The sequence below is a fragment of the Candidimonas sp. SYP-B2681 genome, from assembly GCF_003971065.1.
Lineage (GTDB): Bacteria > Pseudomonadota > Gammaproteobacteria > Burkholderiales > Burkholderiaceae_B > Pollutimonas.
Window position 1 is genome coordinate 1 of the sequence record NZ_RYDV01000002.1, and the last position, 15,068, is coordinate 15,068.

Genomic DNA, 15,068 nt, shown 5'->3' on the forward strand with positions numbered 1-15,068 from the left:
TACCGTCCTCAGTTTTACTTCCGTACGACTGACGTCACCGGCACGATTGAATTGCCTGCGGACAAGGAAATGGTTCTGCCTGGCGATAACGTCTCGATCAAGGTCAGCCTGATTGCCCCGATCGCCATGGAAGAAGGCTTGCGCTTTGCCATTCGCGAAGGTGGCCGTACGGTCGGTGCCGGTGTCGTTGCCACCATCATCAAGTAAAATTGCTACGGCGGGCAGGGGCGATGTTGCTCCTGCCTACTTCGTTCTTTAGGAATTCCCATGAAAAACCAGAAAATCCGCATCCGTTTAAAAGCGTTTGACTACAAGCTGATCGATCAATCGGCCGCCGAAATTGTTGAGACAGCCAAGCGCACGGGCGCGGTAGTGCGTGGTCCAGTACCTCTGCCTACTCGTATTCGCCGCTACGACGTACTGCGTTCGCCGCACGTTAACAAGACATCGCGCGACCAATTCGAAATGCGTACGCACCAGCGTCTTATGGACATCGTGGATCCGACGGATAAGACTGTTGATGCACTGATGCGCCTTGACCTGCCAGCAGGTGTAGACGTAGAAATCGCTTTGCAGTAATCTGTAAGCGGCGCCTATGGCGCAGTATAAGAAAGGCGCCATGCTTCAAGCATGGCGCTTTTTTTTTCTTGAACGCATAGGCAATGTCGCCAAGTGCGCCAATCGCAGGTCGGCATCTCGTTAAAGAAAAGCTTAGTCAAGGTTCTAAGCCGTCGGGTAAGCACGTGTCCAGGAGTCGCTTTATTGAAACAACTAAACGTTTTTCTTGGCGTTCTGGCGGTAATCTTGGCGGCAGCCTGTCCCGCCTATGCGGCGGCGCAGGCACCATGTAACGGCGGACAAGTTATCAAGCTGGCCGACCAAACCTGGGAAAGTGCCACATTCACAACTCATGTCATCCGGAAATTGCTGGTTGAAGGGTACGGATGTCAGGTGGAAATTGTGCCCGGTACTCCGGCGGCAGTCGAATCGGCATTAGCACAGAACGATTTGCAAGTCATTGCAGAGCAATGGTCGGGCCGATCCCCTATCATCGAGAAGGCCGTCGCCCAGGGAACGGTGCTGGTAGTGGGTGATACCTTACAGGGCGGTGCCCAGCAGGGTTGGTATGTGCCTGATTACCTGGTCCACGGGGATCCCGCCCGCGGAATCAAGCCATTAGCGCCCGACCTGAACTCCTGGGACAAACTGGCTCGGTACAAGCACTTGTTTACCGATCCCGAAGAACCGCGTAAGGGGCGATTCCTTAATTGTCCCAGTGGCTGGGTTTGCGAAAAAACCAATAGCCGTCTGCTGGCCCTGCGCGGCCTGGAAAAAGACTATACGAATTTTCGCGCAGGGACAGGGGCAGCGCTGGACGCGGCGATCAGCTCCGCGTATGACCAAGGCAAGCCCATACTTTTCTATTATTGGCAGCCCGCGGGGCTGATGGCCAAGTACAAATTTCACAAACTTGAGCAAGGGCCTTTCAACAAAACATGTTGGGACAGCATCGTAAGCGGGGAGGGAACCTTATGTCCGTCGGACTTCCTGGTCGCCAGGTTGGCAGTCGCGGTCTCACGACCGTTCGCACAAAATAATGCGCAGATCATCGAATTCTTCAATCGCCTGACGTTTGAACCCGCTTTGCTGAACCGCATGATATTGATCATGACGGAACAACGCTTGTCCGGAGACGCCGCCGCCACTGAATTTCTGAAAGAGCATCCGAAAGTGTGGCATGCATGGATGCCCGCCGAAATTGTCGCCAACGTGGATGCCACCCTAGGCAACGATGCCGGAACGGCAAGCCATTGGATGTTCCCGCAATGGTCGGGGGCCGCTTGGATTAACCGGCAAGTGACAGAGCTGGTCCAGGCCTACGGTGGCGCATTTCGGCGCGTCAGCGATTTCATGCTCACAGCGATACTGCTTCCTGTCGAGCGGATCATGCAGAAGATCCCGCCGTGGTTATTTCTGGCCTTCGTGGCCGTCTTGTCGTGGCATGCCACTCGGAAACCTCTGGCCACTGTATTGTATGTATCGGGCCTTTTCGCCATAGGCCTGTTCGGCTTGTGGGACAAACTGATCCAGACTTTTTCCCTGGTACTGGTGTCCACGGCAATCTCGGTAGTTGTCGGCATTCCCATCGGGGTAATCGCCGCCCGTCTCCGCTTCTTGCGGCGCCTGTTGATACCGGTCCTGGATGTGATGCAAACGCTCCCCAGTTTTGTGTACCTGATACCTGTCCTTATGTTATTCGGTCTAGGTAAAGTGCCTGCACTCTTCGCAACGGTTATCTATGCCGTACCGCCGCTGATCCGCCTGACGATTCTGGGCTTGCGCCAGGTTGACCCGAATGTGACCGAAGCGGCCCAGGCGTTTGGGGTGACTCGCTGGCAAATGCTCACTAAGGTAACGCTGCCCTTAGCTCGGCCCAGCATTATGGCGGGGATTAACCAGACGACCATGATGGCCTTGGGCATGGTCGTCGTGGCTTCGATGATCGGTGCCCGTGGACTGGGCGAGGACGTGCTTGCCGGTATTCAGACACTGGACGTTGGTCGGGGCCTGCAGGCTGGCCTGGCGATTGTGATCCTAGCCATCGTGATGGACCGCATCACCCAAGCCTACGGACGGCCACGACGGCACGTTCATGCTGGCAACGACACAAGGAATCTTGATGCCTGACGCAAAAATCGAGATACGAGACGTCTATAAAGTCTTTGGAAAGCAAGAGGCTGTCGCCATCGAATTGCTGAAGCAGGGCGCGGACAGAGCGCAGGTGCAGGCGCAAACCCGGTGCAATGTAGGGCTCGCAGGAGTAAGCGCCAGTATTCCCACCGGCCAGATATCCTGCATCATGGGATTGTCGGGGTCTGGCAAATCGACCTTGGTGCGACACCTGAACCGCCTGATTGACCCTTCATCAGGTGAAATCTTGATTGACGGCAAGAATATTCTTGAACTGAGCATGCCGGAATTGCGCCAACTACGGCGCCACCATATCAGCATGGTGTTTCAAAGCTTTGGTCTGTTGCCGCACCTGAACGTTGTTGATAATGTGGCCTTCGGTCTTGATGTGCGCGGCGACACGCGGCTGCATGCCAGGCAAAGCGCAGAACAATGGCTGGAACGAGTCGGCTTGTTGGAGTATGCATCGAACTATCCCGATGAGCTGTCTGGCGGAATGCAACAGCGGGTGGGCCTCGCCCGGGCGCTGGCGATTGATGCTGAGGTCTTGCTGATGGATGAAGCGTTTTCGGCGCTCGATCCACTGATTCGCTACGACATGCAAGACCAGCTACTGGCCTTGCAGCAACGCCTGCATAAAACAATTGTATTTATCACCCACGATATTGATGAAGCCCTGCGACTGGGCCAACATATCGTCATCTTGCGTGATGGCAAAGTAGAGCAGGCCGGCACGCCGGACGAGATCAAGAATCATCCTGTTAATGAATATGTTGGGCGGTTCCTGGTGCGGCGGGAACGTGGCCCTGGCCATACATCAGGTGCGACCGCTTGATATGGCCTCCATGCTGCTATTTCCATCTCAATAATGGACGATTGTGGCTTTTCGGGTATGGCCTTCGCGCTTCAGGGTATATACCGATTTCTTACTTGCATGCAATGGCGTGGCCATGCTAAAGTACTACGCTTGGCCAAAAAATCTGGTCAGTTTTTATAAGCCTTATTGAAAAAAAGCCAGTAAGGCTTAGAAATCGTGTATGCAGTGTTTTTACGCATACCATAATTAGCCCCGACCAATCGCAGTCGGGAATGGAGAAAACGATGTCGAACTCGACACCTACGCCTGCCGCCTATCGGCTGGGACTCGTTGGGCGCAAAGTTGGCATGACCCGTATTTTTACCGAGGAAGGCGAGTCCATCCCGGTAACAGTACTGGACGTGTCGAACAACCGCGTGACCCAAGTCAAGTCACCAGAAATCGATGGGTATGCTGCAGTGCAAGTTGCTTATGGCACCCGTCGCGCTTCACGCGTGACCAAGCCACAAGCAGGGCATTACGCCAAAGCCGGCGCTGAAGCCGGTAGTATCCTTAAAGAATTCCGCCTCGATCCCGCCAAGGCTGCTGAATTTACAGCAGGTTCTGTCGTGGCCGTCGAAAGCCTATTCGAAGCAGGTCAAAAAGTGGACGTTACAGGCACCACGATTGGTAAAGGCTTTGCCGGTACCATCAAGCGCCACCACTTCACCGCGCAGCGTAACTCGCACGGTAACTCGCGTTCGCACCGCGTTCCGGGTTCTATCGGTCAAGCACAAGATCCAGGTCGTGTGTTCCCAGGCAAGAAAATGTCGGGCCACCTTGGCGATGTTACTCGTACCACCCAAAATCTAGACATCGTTCGCGTCGACGCAGAACGTGGCTTGTTGCTGGTCAAGGGCGCAGTGCCCGGCCACAAGAATGCCAACGTTATCGTGCGTCCCGCTATCAAGATGTCGGCGAAGAAAGGAGCCTAATCATGGATATCAAGCTCCTTAATGACCAAGGTCAATCAACGTCCACGTTTGCCGCTCCCGACACCATTTTCGGTCGCGACTTCAACGAAGCGCTTGTGCACCAAGTCGTTGTGGCGTTCCAGGCTAATGCTCGTAGCGGCAATCGTGCGCAAAAAGGCCGCGATACTGTCCGTCACAGCACCAAAAAGCCATGGCGTCAAAAAGGCACCGGCCGCGCTCGTTCCGGTATGACATCCTCGCCTATCTGGCGTGGAGGTGGTCGTGCGTTCCCGAACTCGCCTGAAGAAAATTTCACGCAGAAAGTTAACAAGAAAATGTATCGCGCCGGTATTCGTGCGATCCTTTCCCAGTTGGCTCGCGAAGATCGCATTTCTATCGTCGATACTTTCGTTCTTGACGCTCCCAAGACAAAATTGGCAGCTGACAAACTCAAGAGCATGGGCCTCGAATCGGTTCTGATCATTACCGATCTGCTCGACGAAAATCTGTACCTCGCAACTCGCAATCTTCCGCACGTTGCCGTGGTTGAACCGCGTTATGCCGATCCGCTGTCGCTGATCCACTACAAGAAAGTGCTGATCACGAAGACGGCTATCGCTCAACTCGAGGAGATGTTGGGATGAACGCCGAACGCTTATTGCAAATTATCCTGGCTCCCATCGTGACTGAAAAAGCCACGTTTGTTGCCGAAAAAAATCAGCAAATCGCTTTCCGCGTCGCTGCCGATGCTACCAAGCCCGAAATCAAGGCTGCCGTTGAACTGTTGTTCAAGGTAGAAGTTGAATCGGTGCAGGTATTGAATCGCAAGGGCAAAGAAAAGCGTTTTGGCCGTTTCATGGGTCGCCGCCGTAACGAGCGCAAAGCATATGTTTCGCTCAAAGACGGTCAGGAACTCGACTTTACGGAGGTGAATTAAATGGCACTCGTAAAAGTCAAGCCGACTTCGCCCGGTCGCCGTGGCATGATCAAGGTGACAACGCCTAATCTGCATAAAGGCGCCCCCTTCGAAGCTCTGCTCGAAAAACAAACACGCGGTTCCGGCCGTAACAACAATGGTCACATCACTGTGCGCCATCGTGGCGGTGGCCACAAGCAGCATTACCGTCTTGTCGACTTTCGTCGCAACAAAGATGGCATTCCTGCGAAAGTTGAACGCCTGGAATACGATCCAAACCGTACTGCGCACATCGCTTTGTTGTGCTACGCAGACGGCGAGCGCCGCTACATCATCGCTCCTCGTGGTCTGGAAGTAGGCGCAACCTTGTTGTCAGGTCTGGATGCACCCATCCGCTCCGGCAACACGCTGCCCATCCGCAACATACCAGTTGGTTCCACCATTCACTGCATCGAAATGCTTCCGGGCAAGGGTGCACAAATGGCTCGCTCCGCCGGTGCTTCAGCCGTCCTGTTGGCTCGTGAAGGTACTTATGCTCAGGTGCGCTTGCGCTCTGGTGAAGTCCGTCGTGTCCATATCGACTGCCGTGCAACCATCGGTGAAGTCGGAAACGAAGAACACAGCTTGCGTCAAATCGGTAAGGCCGGTGCCATGCGCTGGCGTGGTGTACGTCCTACAGTTCGTGGTGTTGCCATGAACCCGGTCGATCACCCGCACGGTGGTGGTGAAGGACGTACTGGTGAAGGTCGCGAACCGGTTTCCCCATGGGGTACTCCGGCCAAGGGCTTCAGAACCCGTCGTAACAAGCGCACAGACAATATGATTGTCTCGCGCCGCAAGCGCAAGTAAGGGGCGAACAACATGTCACGTTCGATCAAAAAAGGCCCATTCGTCGACGCGCATCTGATCAAGAAGATCGATGCCGCCGTGGAAGGCAAAGACAAAAAGCCGATCAAAACCTGGTCGCGCCGTTCCACCATCCTGCCCGAGTTCATTGGGCTGACGATTGCTGTGCACAATGGCCGCCAGCACGTTCCCGTGTATGTTAACGAGAACATGGTCGGTCATAAGCTCGGCGAGTTCGCACTGACCCGTACGTTCAAGGGCCATGCTGCGGACAAAAAGTCCAAGAGGTAAGTGATGGAAACTACAGCTATTATCCGTGGAGTCCATATCTCGGCCCAGAAAACTCGTCTTGTTGCGGACATGATCCGTGGCAAGTCGGTTGCTCAGGCGCTGAATATCCTGACTTTCACACCCAAGAAGGCCGCGGGTCTGCTCAAGAAAGCTCTTGAGTCCGCGATCGCTAACGCCGAGCACAACGACGGCGCCGATATCGATGAACTTAAAGTCACTACTGTGTATGTTGACAAGGCTCAATCGATGAAGCGTTTCTCCGCGCGTGCAAAAGGCCGCGGTAACCGCATCGAGAAGCAGACTTGCCACATTGTGGTCAAAGTCGGCGCCTAAGGAGTCACAATGGGACAAAAAATACACCCGATTGGGTTCCGCCTCGCGGTTAACCGCAACTGGACTTCGCGCTGGTACGCCGACGATAAGGCCTTTGGCGGTATGCTCGCCGAAGACATTCGTGTACGCGAATACCTGAAGAAAAAACTGAAAAGCGCTTCTGTTGGTCGCGTGATTATCGAGCGTCCTGCCAAGAATGCCCGTATTACCATTTACTCGGCACGTCCGGGCGTGGTAATCGGCAAGCGCGGCGAAGACATCGAAAACCTCAAGGCCGACTTGCAACGCTTGATGGGCGTGCCTGTGCACGTCAATATCGAAGAAATTCGCAAGCCTGAAACCGATGCTCAGCTCGTGGCTGACTCGATCGCCCAACAGCTCGAAAAACGCATTATGTTCCGCCGCGCCATGAAACGCGCTATGCAGAACGCCATGCGCCTGGGTGCTCAGGGTATCAAGATCATGAGCGCAGGTCGTTTGAACGGTATCGAAATTGCCCGTACCGAATGGTATCGCGAAGGCCGTGTGCCACTGCACACACTGCGCGCTAACATCGACTACGGCACTGCCGAAGCCCAAACAACCTACGGTATCATCGGTATCAAAGTCTGGGTCTACAAGGGCGACATGTTGCCTAACGGCGAAATGCCTCCCGAGACCGCAGCTCCCCGTGATGAAGAGCGTCGTCCGCGTCGTGCGCCTCGTGGCGACCGTCCTGACAGCCGTCGTCCCGCTGGTGCTGGTCGTGGTCGCGGCCCTCGCAAGCCAGACGCCGCGCCGGCGCCTGAAGGAGAATAAACCATGCTGCAACCATCACGCAGAAAGTACCGCAAAGAGCAGAAAGGCCGCAATACGGGCTTGGCTACTCGCGGTGCAGAAGTTTCATTTGGCGATTTCGGTCTGAAGTCCATTGATCGTGGCCGTCTGACTGCACGTCAAATTGAATCTGCTCGTCGCGCGATTAACCGCCACATCAAACGTGGCGGCCGTATCTGGATCCGTATCTTCCCCGATAAGCCGATTTCGCAGAAGCCTGCTGAAGTCCGTATGGGTAACGGTAAGGGTAATCCGGAATACTGGGTCGCAGAAATTCAACCCGGCAAGGTGCTCTATGAAATGGAAGGTGTAAGCGAAGAGCTTGCACGTGAAGCTTTCCGCCTGGCCGCCGCTAAGTTGCCACTTCGCACGACATTCGTGTCGCGCCACATTGGTGCTTAAGGAGACCTCATGAAAGCCAGCGAACTCCGTTCCAAAGACGCCACCGAGCTCAGTAAAGAGCTCGAGAGCCTGCTTAGAGCACAATTCAACCTGCGTATGCAGCGTGCTACTCAGCAGCTTTCCAACACCAGTCAAATTGGTAAAGTCCGTCGCGATATCGCACGTGTCCGTACCATCATGACTGAGAACGCAGGAAAGTAAAATGAGCGAAACTCAAAATACTCAAGAAACAGCTAAGCGCCAACGTACCCTCGTTGGCCGGGTTGTGAGCAACAAGATGGACAAAACTGTCGTGGTTAGCGTTGAGCGCCGCGTCAAACACCCTGTCTTGGGCAAGATCATCGTTCGCTCGAATAAGTACAAAGCGCATGATGAAACGAACCAGTACAACGAAGGTGACATGGTCGAAATCGCTGAAGGTCGTCCGATCTCCCGCGATAAGTCATGGACTGTTGTGCGTTTGCTCGAAGCCTCGCGCAACATCTAAGGCTGTGCGGCCGGCATGATGCCTGCATCATGCTTGCTGTCTCCGCCGTGGAAGTAAAGCCGTAAAGAAAAGCCCTGGATTTTTTCCAGGGCTTTTTTTTATCTTTCACATAGGGCCGTCTTATTCTTCTTTCAGCTTGCGACGTAGTATTTTGCCGACGTTGCTGCGCGGAAGTTGTTCTCGAAACTCTACGTATTTTGGGGTCTTGTAGCCGGTGAGCTTGCTGCGGCAATGCTTAATAAGCGCCTCTTCCGTCAGACTGTCATTTTTGCGAATCACATACAGCTTTACGACTTCGCCTGAATGCTCGTCTGCCACGCCAATGGCAGCCGCTTCGCGAACGTCGGGATGTTCCATGGCGACGGCTTCGACTTCGTTGGGATAAACATTGAATCCTGAGACCAGAATCATGTCTTTCTTGCGGTCGATGATGAATACGTAGCCTTCGGGATCCACGTAGCCAATATCACCGGTGAATAAAAAGCCATCGGCGCCGAAGGCCTTGGCCGTTTCGTCCGGGCGATTCCAGTAGCCGGGCGACACTTGCGGCCCTTTTACACAGATCTCTCCGCTTTCCCCCTGGGGAAGATCGCGACCATTACCGTCGCGTATGGATATTTCGGTAGACGGTACAGGTAGCCCTATCGAGCCCGTGAACGTTTTACGGTCTAGGGGATTGACGGTCACTGCGGGGGAGGTCTCGGTAAGGCCATAGGCCTGCACGATAGGATTGCCGGTAGCCTTGAGCCAGCGTTGTGCAACCACTTCTTGGACTGCCATCCCGCCGCCCAGGGTCACCTTGAGACCTGAAAAATCCAGTTTGAAAAAATCTGCATTATTCAGCAGTGCATTAAACAGGGTGTTTACGCCGGTAATGGTAGTAAACCGTACTTTTCCCATGCTCTTGACCACGTCCGGAATGTCGCGGGCATTGACGATCAGCAGGTTCGTCGCGCCCAGCTTCATGTAGGTCAGGCAATTGGCCGTAAGGGCAAATATATGATACAGCGGCAGGGCAGTGACGATGCATTCTTTCCCATCGCTGACATAGGGCCGGACCCAGGCGTAGGCTTGACATACATTCGCCACAATGTTGCCGTGCGTGAGCATGGCGCCTTTGGCAACCCCCGTTGTGCCACCGGTGTATTGCAGGAAGGCCAAGTCGGTGTGGCGTAGATCGATGGCAGCGTAAGAAGCCTTTTTACCTTCCGAAAGTGCGTGTTTCAGGCTGATGGGATTCGGAAGATTCCAGGCGGGCACCAGCTTTTTGACATGACGCACGACCAAGTCGGTGATCGTTCCCCTTACTGAACCTAACAGATCGCCTAGCGAAGTCACGACGATGTTCTTGATTGCGGTGTGTGGCAACGCCTGTTGCAAGGTGGCCGCGAAGTTTTCAGCGATGACTATTGTTTCCGCACCGGAATCGGATAGCTGGTGTTCGAGTTCTGTCGCCGTATATAAAGGATTGGTATTGACGACTACTGCCCCCGCCCGTAGCGCCCCGAAAAGACACACAGGGTACTGCAGGACATTGGGCATCATAAGGGCCACACGATCGCCTTTGTTGATCCCTATCGATTGCAGCCATGCCGCAAATTGCCGCGAGTATTCATCGAGTTGACCATAGGTCAGCGTGACGCCCATGCTAATGTAAGCGGTCTTGCTGGTATGTAGTGCGCAACTTTCTTCAAACATGGCGACCAGCGAGCTGTATGCAGCCGCCTGATCGGTGATATCGGCCGGAACGCCCGGCGGATAATGTTCAAGCCAGATACGTTCCATGTAGCCACCCCCAGGCTGAATTGAAATTCAGCTCGATCGTATCACCTTTGCGAGAGCGCAGAAGCGGCCCAGCTTAGAACCGGTGTGAGACCTGGATCCCCAGAACGTTTGCGTCGGAATCGTAATCGCCACGCACGATGCCTTTGGTAGCCGCCGCGGTGTCGTTGGCAATTGACGTGTCCTTGACGAACAGGTGCGCGTAGCCGATATCGAGGGTCGTGCGCTCATTGAAGTGATATCGTGCCCCGACCGACAGCCAATATCGGTCGTTGTCCGGTAAAGCCGTAGGGCGGTATTTGTCTTTATGTACGGGCGATTGATCCCACGCGACGCCGCCCTTAAGGGTCCATTGATGAGTCAATTTATAGTTGGCGCCGAGCGCAATCCGCCATGTGTCGCGAAAACGGAGATCCTGGCTGTCGCTGGGGACCCGCGGGTTGCCGGTGTTATTAATATCAAGCGACCTGATGCTGCTCCAGCCGGTCCACGAGACATCGGCAAGCAGTTGCCACTGACTATTCAGATCGTGCACCACGCTTAAAATCGCCGTATCGGGCAGCTCTACCGACGTGTCGGCGTTTGCATTCATGGGTGGCACCAAGGCGGCGGCGCGGCCCCTAACGCTACTGTTGCTAACCCTCGTCTTTCCATCAAGATCGATCTTCACCTTTGATCGATATGCAAGACCGATACGGGTTTCAGGGGTAAGCTGATAAAGCAGACCCAGATTCCAGCCCCAGGCATCGCCATCCATCTTTACCGTGGCATCCAGGTCGCCCGCGAAACCGAGGCCTGGCACAACTACAGGTGCGGCGCGGCTGAATTCGGCATCGAGCCGCATCCAATTAATGCCGGCTCCCAACGATAGCTGGTCGTTCACCTTGTATGCGATAGAAGGATTGACGTTGATCGTTTCTATGCTGAACATCTTGGAATGGTAGCGGCCAGTCCAGGTGTCGTCATACTCCGTCTTCAAGCCGAAGGGCGCGCCTATGCCAAGGCCCACATACCATTGAGGCGTGATCTCCCATGAGGCATAGGCGTTCGGAATTAGGCCCCACGAACCCGCGTCACCTCCGTTGCCGTCGACACCACCGGGAACTGTACTGGCGGTGTTGCTGAACTTGAATGATGGACGCACGGCGGAGACGCCCCCCGATACATTCACCCCCTTCAAACGTGTCATGCCCGCGGGGTTGAAGTAGATCGTGCTGGCGTTCTCGGCGATCGCAGCAGAACCGGCGTACGAGTTTCCGATTCCGCTGGCGTTTTGTTCCAATAGTTGAAAACCTGCGGCATGGACGCTTGCCGAACCCAGCCCTACAACGACTGCCGAAATCACGCGCAACGACAAAACAGCTTTCATATGACACCTCCGGTTTAATCAGATCTTTGATGCAAAGGTTGATTTCTGGGGTAAAGCCATGTGCTGCCGGAAAGAGCGATCAGGTTTTATGTAGTGAGTATCCTGCCATGTGGCGGTGTGTAATGTAAAGGCCCTCCTGTGAAAGGGGCAAAGCCTGTGCCGAAAACAACACCCGCATCGGCAAGGTCAGCATCGGCCACGACGCCGCGGTTGAGTTGTTCCCGTGTTTTGTCGATAAGCGGTTCGATCAATCTTTCTGCCAGTCCGGGTGGGACTGGGCCGGCAGGTGGCTTGACGGGCTTGTCGTTCTTCCATTGATAGAAACCTTGACCGGATTTACGGCCAAGCTCGTTGCGTGCCAAGTGCAATTCCAGGCAGGCCGGTGTGGCGGCGCTACCAGAAAGGTGACGTCCGGCATCGCGCACAATATCGAGCCCTACTGTATCGATAAGCTCTATCGGACCAATCGGCATACCAAAGGCAAGCATGGCGGCATCAATGGTTTGGGGTTTAATCCCTTCATCGATACACCGCATCGCCGCTAACATATAAGGAGCGAGTACGGCATTTACCAAAAAGCCCGGAACGCTTTGAACGGGTAAGGGGAGTTTGTCGATTTGGCCTAGGAAGGCATAGGTGGCCGCTTTAACGTCGAAATTTACGGTGGCCGTTTCCACGACTTCGACCAAGGGCATCCTGGCAACGGGGTTGAAGAAATGCATTCCGATCAGACGCGCCGGATCTTGCATGTCGCCGCATAGTTCTTCAAGCGTAAGGCTGGAAGTGTTCGTCGCAATGAAGGCGCCGGGCTTCAAATGCGGCTCGATCTGTGCGTAAAGACGGCGCTTTATTTCTGCGTCTTCGGTGATGGCTTCAATAACGAGATCGGCCCGTCGAATTCCATCTCCTGACATATCGGGCAAAAGACGGTCGGCTGCCGCTCGGGCTTCACGCCAATTTTTCTTTTTGCGGTTAAACAAGGTGTGGGCACGCCCCTGTGCTACCGCGATTCGGCCGCGATCCTGGTCTTGCAGCGTAACGGTGAAACCCTTTAGTGCACACCACGCAGCAATATCGCCGCCCATCACACCCGCGCCCACCACATGCACATGTTTTATAGCGGGACGATGTCGACTTTCTTTGCCGAAGGCCTTTAAGCGTTCCTGCAATCGAAACACGCGCAGAAGATTCCTTGCGGTGTCAGAACGGATCAGCTGGTCAATCAATTCCGGCGCCTTCAGCGCATTGCCATCGTCGCGGGCCCAGATCTGGAGAATGACTCTTGGCGCCGGGTAGTGGTGATGGGGATCGCGAGCGTCCAGTTTCTTGACAGTCTGACTCGCGACAAAAGGGCGAGCCCAGGGGTGGTTAAGCCATGCGGCCAAGCCACGGGCCTTGCGACGGGGCTTCGCGCTTAATACCAGGGACTTGGCCGCTTGGTTCACAAGGCGTGGTGCGACGATGCCATCAGCCAGACCAAGCTTCAACGACTTGCGTGCGTCTTGCGGGCGGCCGCTTAGCATCATGTCGAGGGCTGCCGGTGCCCCGATCAATGCGGGTAGGCGCTGCATCCCACCCCATCCGGGAAATATGCCTAGCATGACCTCCGGCAAGGACAGCGACGTGCCCGGATCATCAACGAGCAGACGGTAGCGGCAGGCCAACGCCAGTTCCAGTCCTCCACCCAGACAGTGCCCGCGTACCAACGCCAGTGTCGGATAGGGAACCTTGGCAAGACGGTTGAACAGCATCCATCCGCGGGAAATCAGCTCAGTCACTTTTTGCGGTGTGTCGAGACCGGAAAATTCGTCGATATCGGCGCCGGCGATAAAGCCAGCGTCTTTTGACGAATGAATGATCAAGCCCGCTGGCAGTTTTTGATCGAAGTAGTCCAGAGCCCGACTGAAGTCCTGCAGCACTTCCGATGACAGGCGATTGACAGGGCTATCAGGGCAATGGATGGCCAGCCATGCGACTTTTTCCGCATCGACCACGCAACTAAAGTTGCGTAACGCCAGGGGTTCATCATGAGAGGTCATGATAGTGCCTATTCCTTACAGGTTTCTATCAACATGGCTCCGCCCTGGCCGCCGCCCACACATAGCGTGGCAATACCCCGATTGAGTTTGCGCGCGCGTAGCGCATTCAGCAGATGCAGGACTATCCGGGCGCCAGAGGCCCCCACGGGATGCCCGAGAGCGATTGCGCCACCGTCTACATTGAGTCGTTGAACGTCTAGTGCTCCCAGTGCGCCGCGACCCAGATTTTCCTGGCACCACGCTTCCTCGTTCCAGGCCGCCACGCAGCCGAGGACCTGGGCAGCAAATGCTTCGTTGATTTCCCATAGATCAAGATCGTTCAGTCCGAGCTGATGGCGTTCCAGAATTGGAGATGCCGCATGCACCGGTCCCAAGCCCATGATCGCCGGGTCTAGCGCAGCCCATTGCACGTCTGTAATGCGACCCAGTGGTTTCAGATGGAAGCGGTCGACCGCTGTTTGAGACGCAAGCAAGAGCAAAGCCGCGCCGTCAGTAACCTGTGAACTATTGCCTGCAGTGACATTACCCCATGGTTTATCGAATACCGGTTTAAGTTTCGCCAGCCTGGCCGGCGTCGAATCTTCGCGTGCACCGTCGTCTTCGGCATACAGCATGCCTTTTTGATCGACCAGCGGTACGATTTCGTGAAATACTCCCCCGTGCTGCGCGGCACGTGTACGTGCATGGCTTTGGGCTGCGTAATTGTCCATGTCCTGACGCGTCACGCCAAAGCGATGCGCCAGGTTTTCGGCGGTTTGCCCCATGGAAAGGCCCGCTACTGGGTCAGTCAGCCCCTTCAATAGGCCTATGACCGGAGCGAGATATTTCGGGCGCAAGGTTTTTAGCGTACTGAGTTTCTGACCCATGCTACGGCTTCTGCCCCATGCGGCCAGCCAGGCAACCATATCGTCCGAGAACAAGATGGGTGCCCGTGACAGAGCATCTACACCACCCGCCAAGATCAGATCTGCTCGACCACGTTGGATAGCCAGCAGCGCTGAATCGAGGGCTTGCATGCCCGAGGCGCAGTTGCGCATAACCGTCCAACCGGGTACGTGGTAACCGCAGCCCAAGCGTAAGGCAATCACGCGGCCAATATTGGTTTCATCCGGAGAGGGGGCAGCGCAGCCGACGATGACTTCGTCGAGGTCGCTTGGATCGAATGGTTGCCGAAGCAGCAATTCGCGCCCTGTCTGGACGGCCAAGTCGGAAGCGGCGAATGGGCCGGGAGCATTGCGCGCCTTCAGGAAGGGACTGCGCGCGCCATCGACGATATATACCGGTTCAAAATCCATCGGTGGGGAGTCCTTATGCCAACTTACCTTC

At 55.2% G+C, this 15,068-nt stretch carries 17 protein-coding genes and 2 pseudogenes; 15 read left to right on the plus strand and 4 right to left on the minus strand.

Annotated features, from left to right (window positions below):
* From tuf to rpsQ, 15 genes and pseudogenes are all read left to right on the plus strand, one after another.
* Positions 1 to 207 (plus strand): annotated as a pseudogene (tuf, locus tag EKL30_RS04580) (elongation factor Tu); the annotation flags it as partial.
* A gap of 60 nt (positions 208 to 267) precedes the next feature.
* On the plus strand, positions 268 to 579 hold the full coding sequence (rpsJ, locus tag EKL30_RS04585) for a 30S ribosomal protein S10 (RefSeq protein WP_013743964.1): 312 nt from the start codon (positions 268 to 270) through the stop codon (positions 577 to 579).
* 93 nt (positions 580 to 672) lie between these two features.
* Positions 673 to 1,710, plus strand: a pseudogene (locus EKL30_RS19425) (ABC transporter substrate-binding protein); the annotation flags it as partial.
* Positions 1,711 to 1,815: 105 nt separating this feature from the next.
* Positions 1,816 to 2,688, plus strand: coding sequence for an ABC transporter permease (locus EKL30_RS19430; RefSeq protein WP_370246233.1), 873 nt, complete (start codon positions 1,816 to 1,818; stop codon positions 2,686 to 2,688).
* Positions 2,681 to 3,526 (plus strand): glycine betaine/L-proline ABC transporter ATP-binding protein, encoded by an 846-nt coding sequence (locus EKL30_RS04595; protein WP_126706046.1) that lies wholly within the window; start codon positions 2,681 to 2,683, stop codon positions 3,524 to 3,526. The genes EKL30_RS19430 and EKL30_RS04595 overlap by 8 nt, the downstream gene beginning before the upstream one ends.
* 266 nt (positions 3,527 to 3,792) lie before the next feature.
* Positions 3,793 to 4,482: a 50S ribosomal protein L3 gene (gene rplC / locus EKL30_RS04600; RefSeq protein ID WP_199748487.1), complete on the plus strand. Its 690-nt coding sequence runs from the start codon at positions 3,793 to 3,795 to the stop codon at positions 4,480 to 4,482.
* 2 nt (positions 4,483 to 4,484) lie between these two features.
* Entirely contained in the window at positions 4,485 to 5,105 is a 621-nt protein-coding gene (gene rplD, locus EKL30_RS04605; RefSeq protein ID WP_126706048.1) for a 50S ribosomal protein L4, read from the plus strand.
* On the plus strand, positions 5,102 to 5,398 hold the full coding sequence (gene rplW / locus EKL30_RS04610; RefSeq protein WP_126706049.1) for a 50S ribosomal protein L23: 297 nt from the start codon (positions 5,102 to 5,104) through the stop codon (positions 5,396 to 5,398). Before rplD ends, rplW begins: the two co-directional genes overlap by 4 nt.
* Positions 5,399 to 6,226: a 50S ribosomal protein L2 gene (gene rplB, locus EKL30_RS04615; protein WP_126706050.1), complete on the plus strand. Its 828-nt coding sequence runs from the start codon at positions 5,399 to 5,401 to the stop codon at positions 6,224 to 6,226.
* 12 nt (positions 6,227 to 6,238) lie between these two features.
* Complete coding sequence (gene rpsS / locus EKL30_RS04620) at positions 6,239 to 6,514, plus strand: 30S ribosomal protein S19 (RefSeq protein WP_073109968.1); 276 nt, start codon at positions 6,239 to 6,241, stop codon at positions 6,512 to 6,514.
* A gap of 3 nt (positions 6,515 to 6,517) precedes the next feature.
* The gene (gene rplV / locus EKL30_RS04625; protein WP_126706051.1) at positions 6,518 to 6,847 is read left to right on the plus strand and encodes a 50S ribosomal protein L22; all 330 of its coding nucleotides are present in this window, start codon (positions 6,518 to 6,520) and stop codon (positions 6,845 to 6,847) included.
* Positions 6,848 to 6,856: 9 nt separating this feature from the next.
* Entirely contained in the window at positions 6,857 to 7,645 is a 789-nt protein-coding gene (gene rpsC, locus EKL30_RS04630; protein ID WP_102075455.1) for a 30S ribosomal protein S3, read from the plus strand.
* 3 nt (positions 7,646 to 7,648) lie between these two features.
* Positions 7,649 to 8,065, plus strand: a complete 417-nt coding sequence (gene rplP, locus EKL30_RS04635) for a 50S ribosomal protein L16 (protein ID WP_126706052.1) — start codon at positions 7,649 to 7,651, stop codon at positions 8,063 to 8,065.
* A gap of 9 nt (positions 8,066 to 8,074) precedes the next feature.
* Positions 8,075 to 8,266 (plus strand): 50S ribosomal protein L29, encoded by a 192-nt coding sequence (gene rpmC, locus EKL30_RS04640; RefSeq protein ID WP_126706053.1) that lies wholly within the window; start codon positions 8,075 to 8,077, stop codon positions 8,264 to 8,266.
* A gap of 1 nt (position 8,267) precedes the next feature.
* Positions 8,268 to 8,552: a 30S ribosomal protein S17 gene (gene rpsQ / locus EKL30_RS04645; protein WP_126706054.1), complete on the plus strand. Its 285-nt coding sequence runs from the start codon at positions 8,268 to 8,270 to the stop codon at positions 8,550 to 8,552.
* A gap of 120 nt (positions 8,553 to 8,672) precedes the next feature.
* Here rpsQ and EKL30_RS04650 read toward each other — a convergent pair whose 3' ends face one another.
* The 4 genes from EKL30_RS04650 to EKL30_RS04665 all read right to left on the minus strand — a co-directional run bounded on the left by EKL30_RS04650 (position 8,673) and on the right by EKL30_RS04665 (position 15,037).
* Positions 8,673 to 10,337 carry an AMP-binding protein gene (locus tag EKL30_RS04650; RefSeq protein WP_126706055.1) on the minus strand — a complete coding sequence of 555 codons (1,665 nt, stop codon included), beginning with the start codon at positions 10,335 to 10,337 and terminating at the stop codon, positions 8,673 to 8,675.
* A 73-nt stretch (positions 10,338 to 10,410) separates the two neighbouring features.
* Positions 10,411 to 11,703: an OmpP1/FadL family transporter gene (locus tag EKL30_RS04655; protein ID WP_126706056.1), complete on the minus strand. Its 1,293-nt coding sequence runs from the start codon at positions 11,701 to 11,703 to the stop codon at positions 10,411 to 10,413.
* 86 nt (positions 11,704 to 11,789) lie between these two features.
* Positions 11,790 to 13,742, minus strand: coding sequence for a 3-hydroxyacyl-CoA dehydrogenase NAD-binding domain-containing protein (locus tag EKL30_RS04660; RefSeq protein ID WP_126706057.1), 1,953 nt, complete (start codon positions 13,740 to 13,742; stop codon positions 11,790 to 11,792).
* Positions 13,743 to 13,750: 8 nt separating this feature from the next.
* Positions 13,751 to 15,037 carry an acetyl-CoA C-acetyltransferase gene (locus tag EKL30_RS04665; protein ID WP_126706058.1) on the minus strand — a complete coding sequence of 429 codons (1,287 nt, stop codon included), beginning with the start codon at positions 15,035 to 15,037 and terminating at the stop codon, positions 13,751 to 13,753.
* Positions 15,038 to 15,068 lie beyond the last annotated feature (31 nt).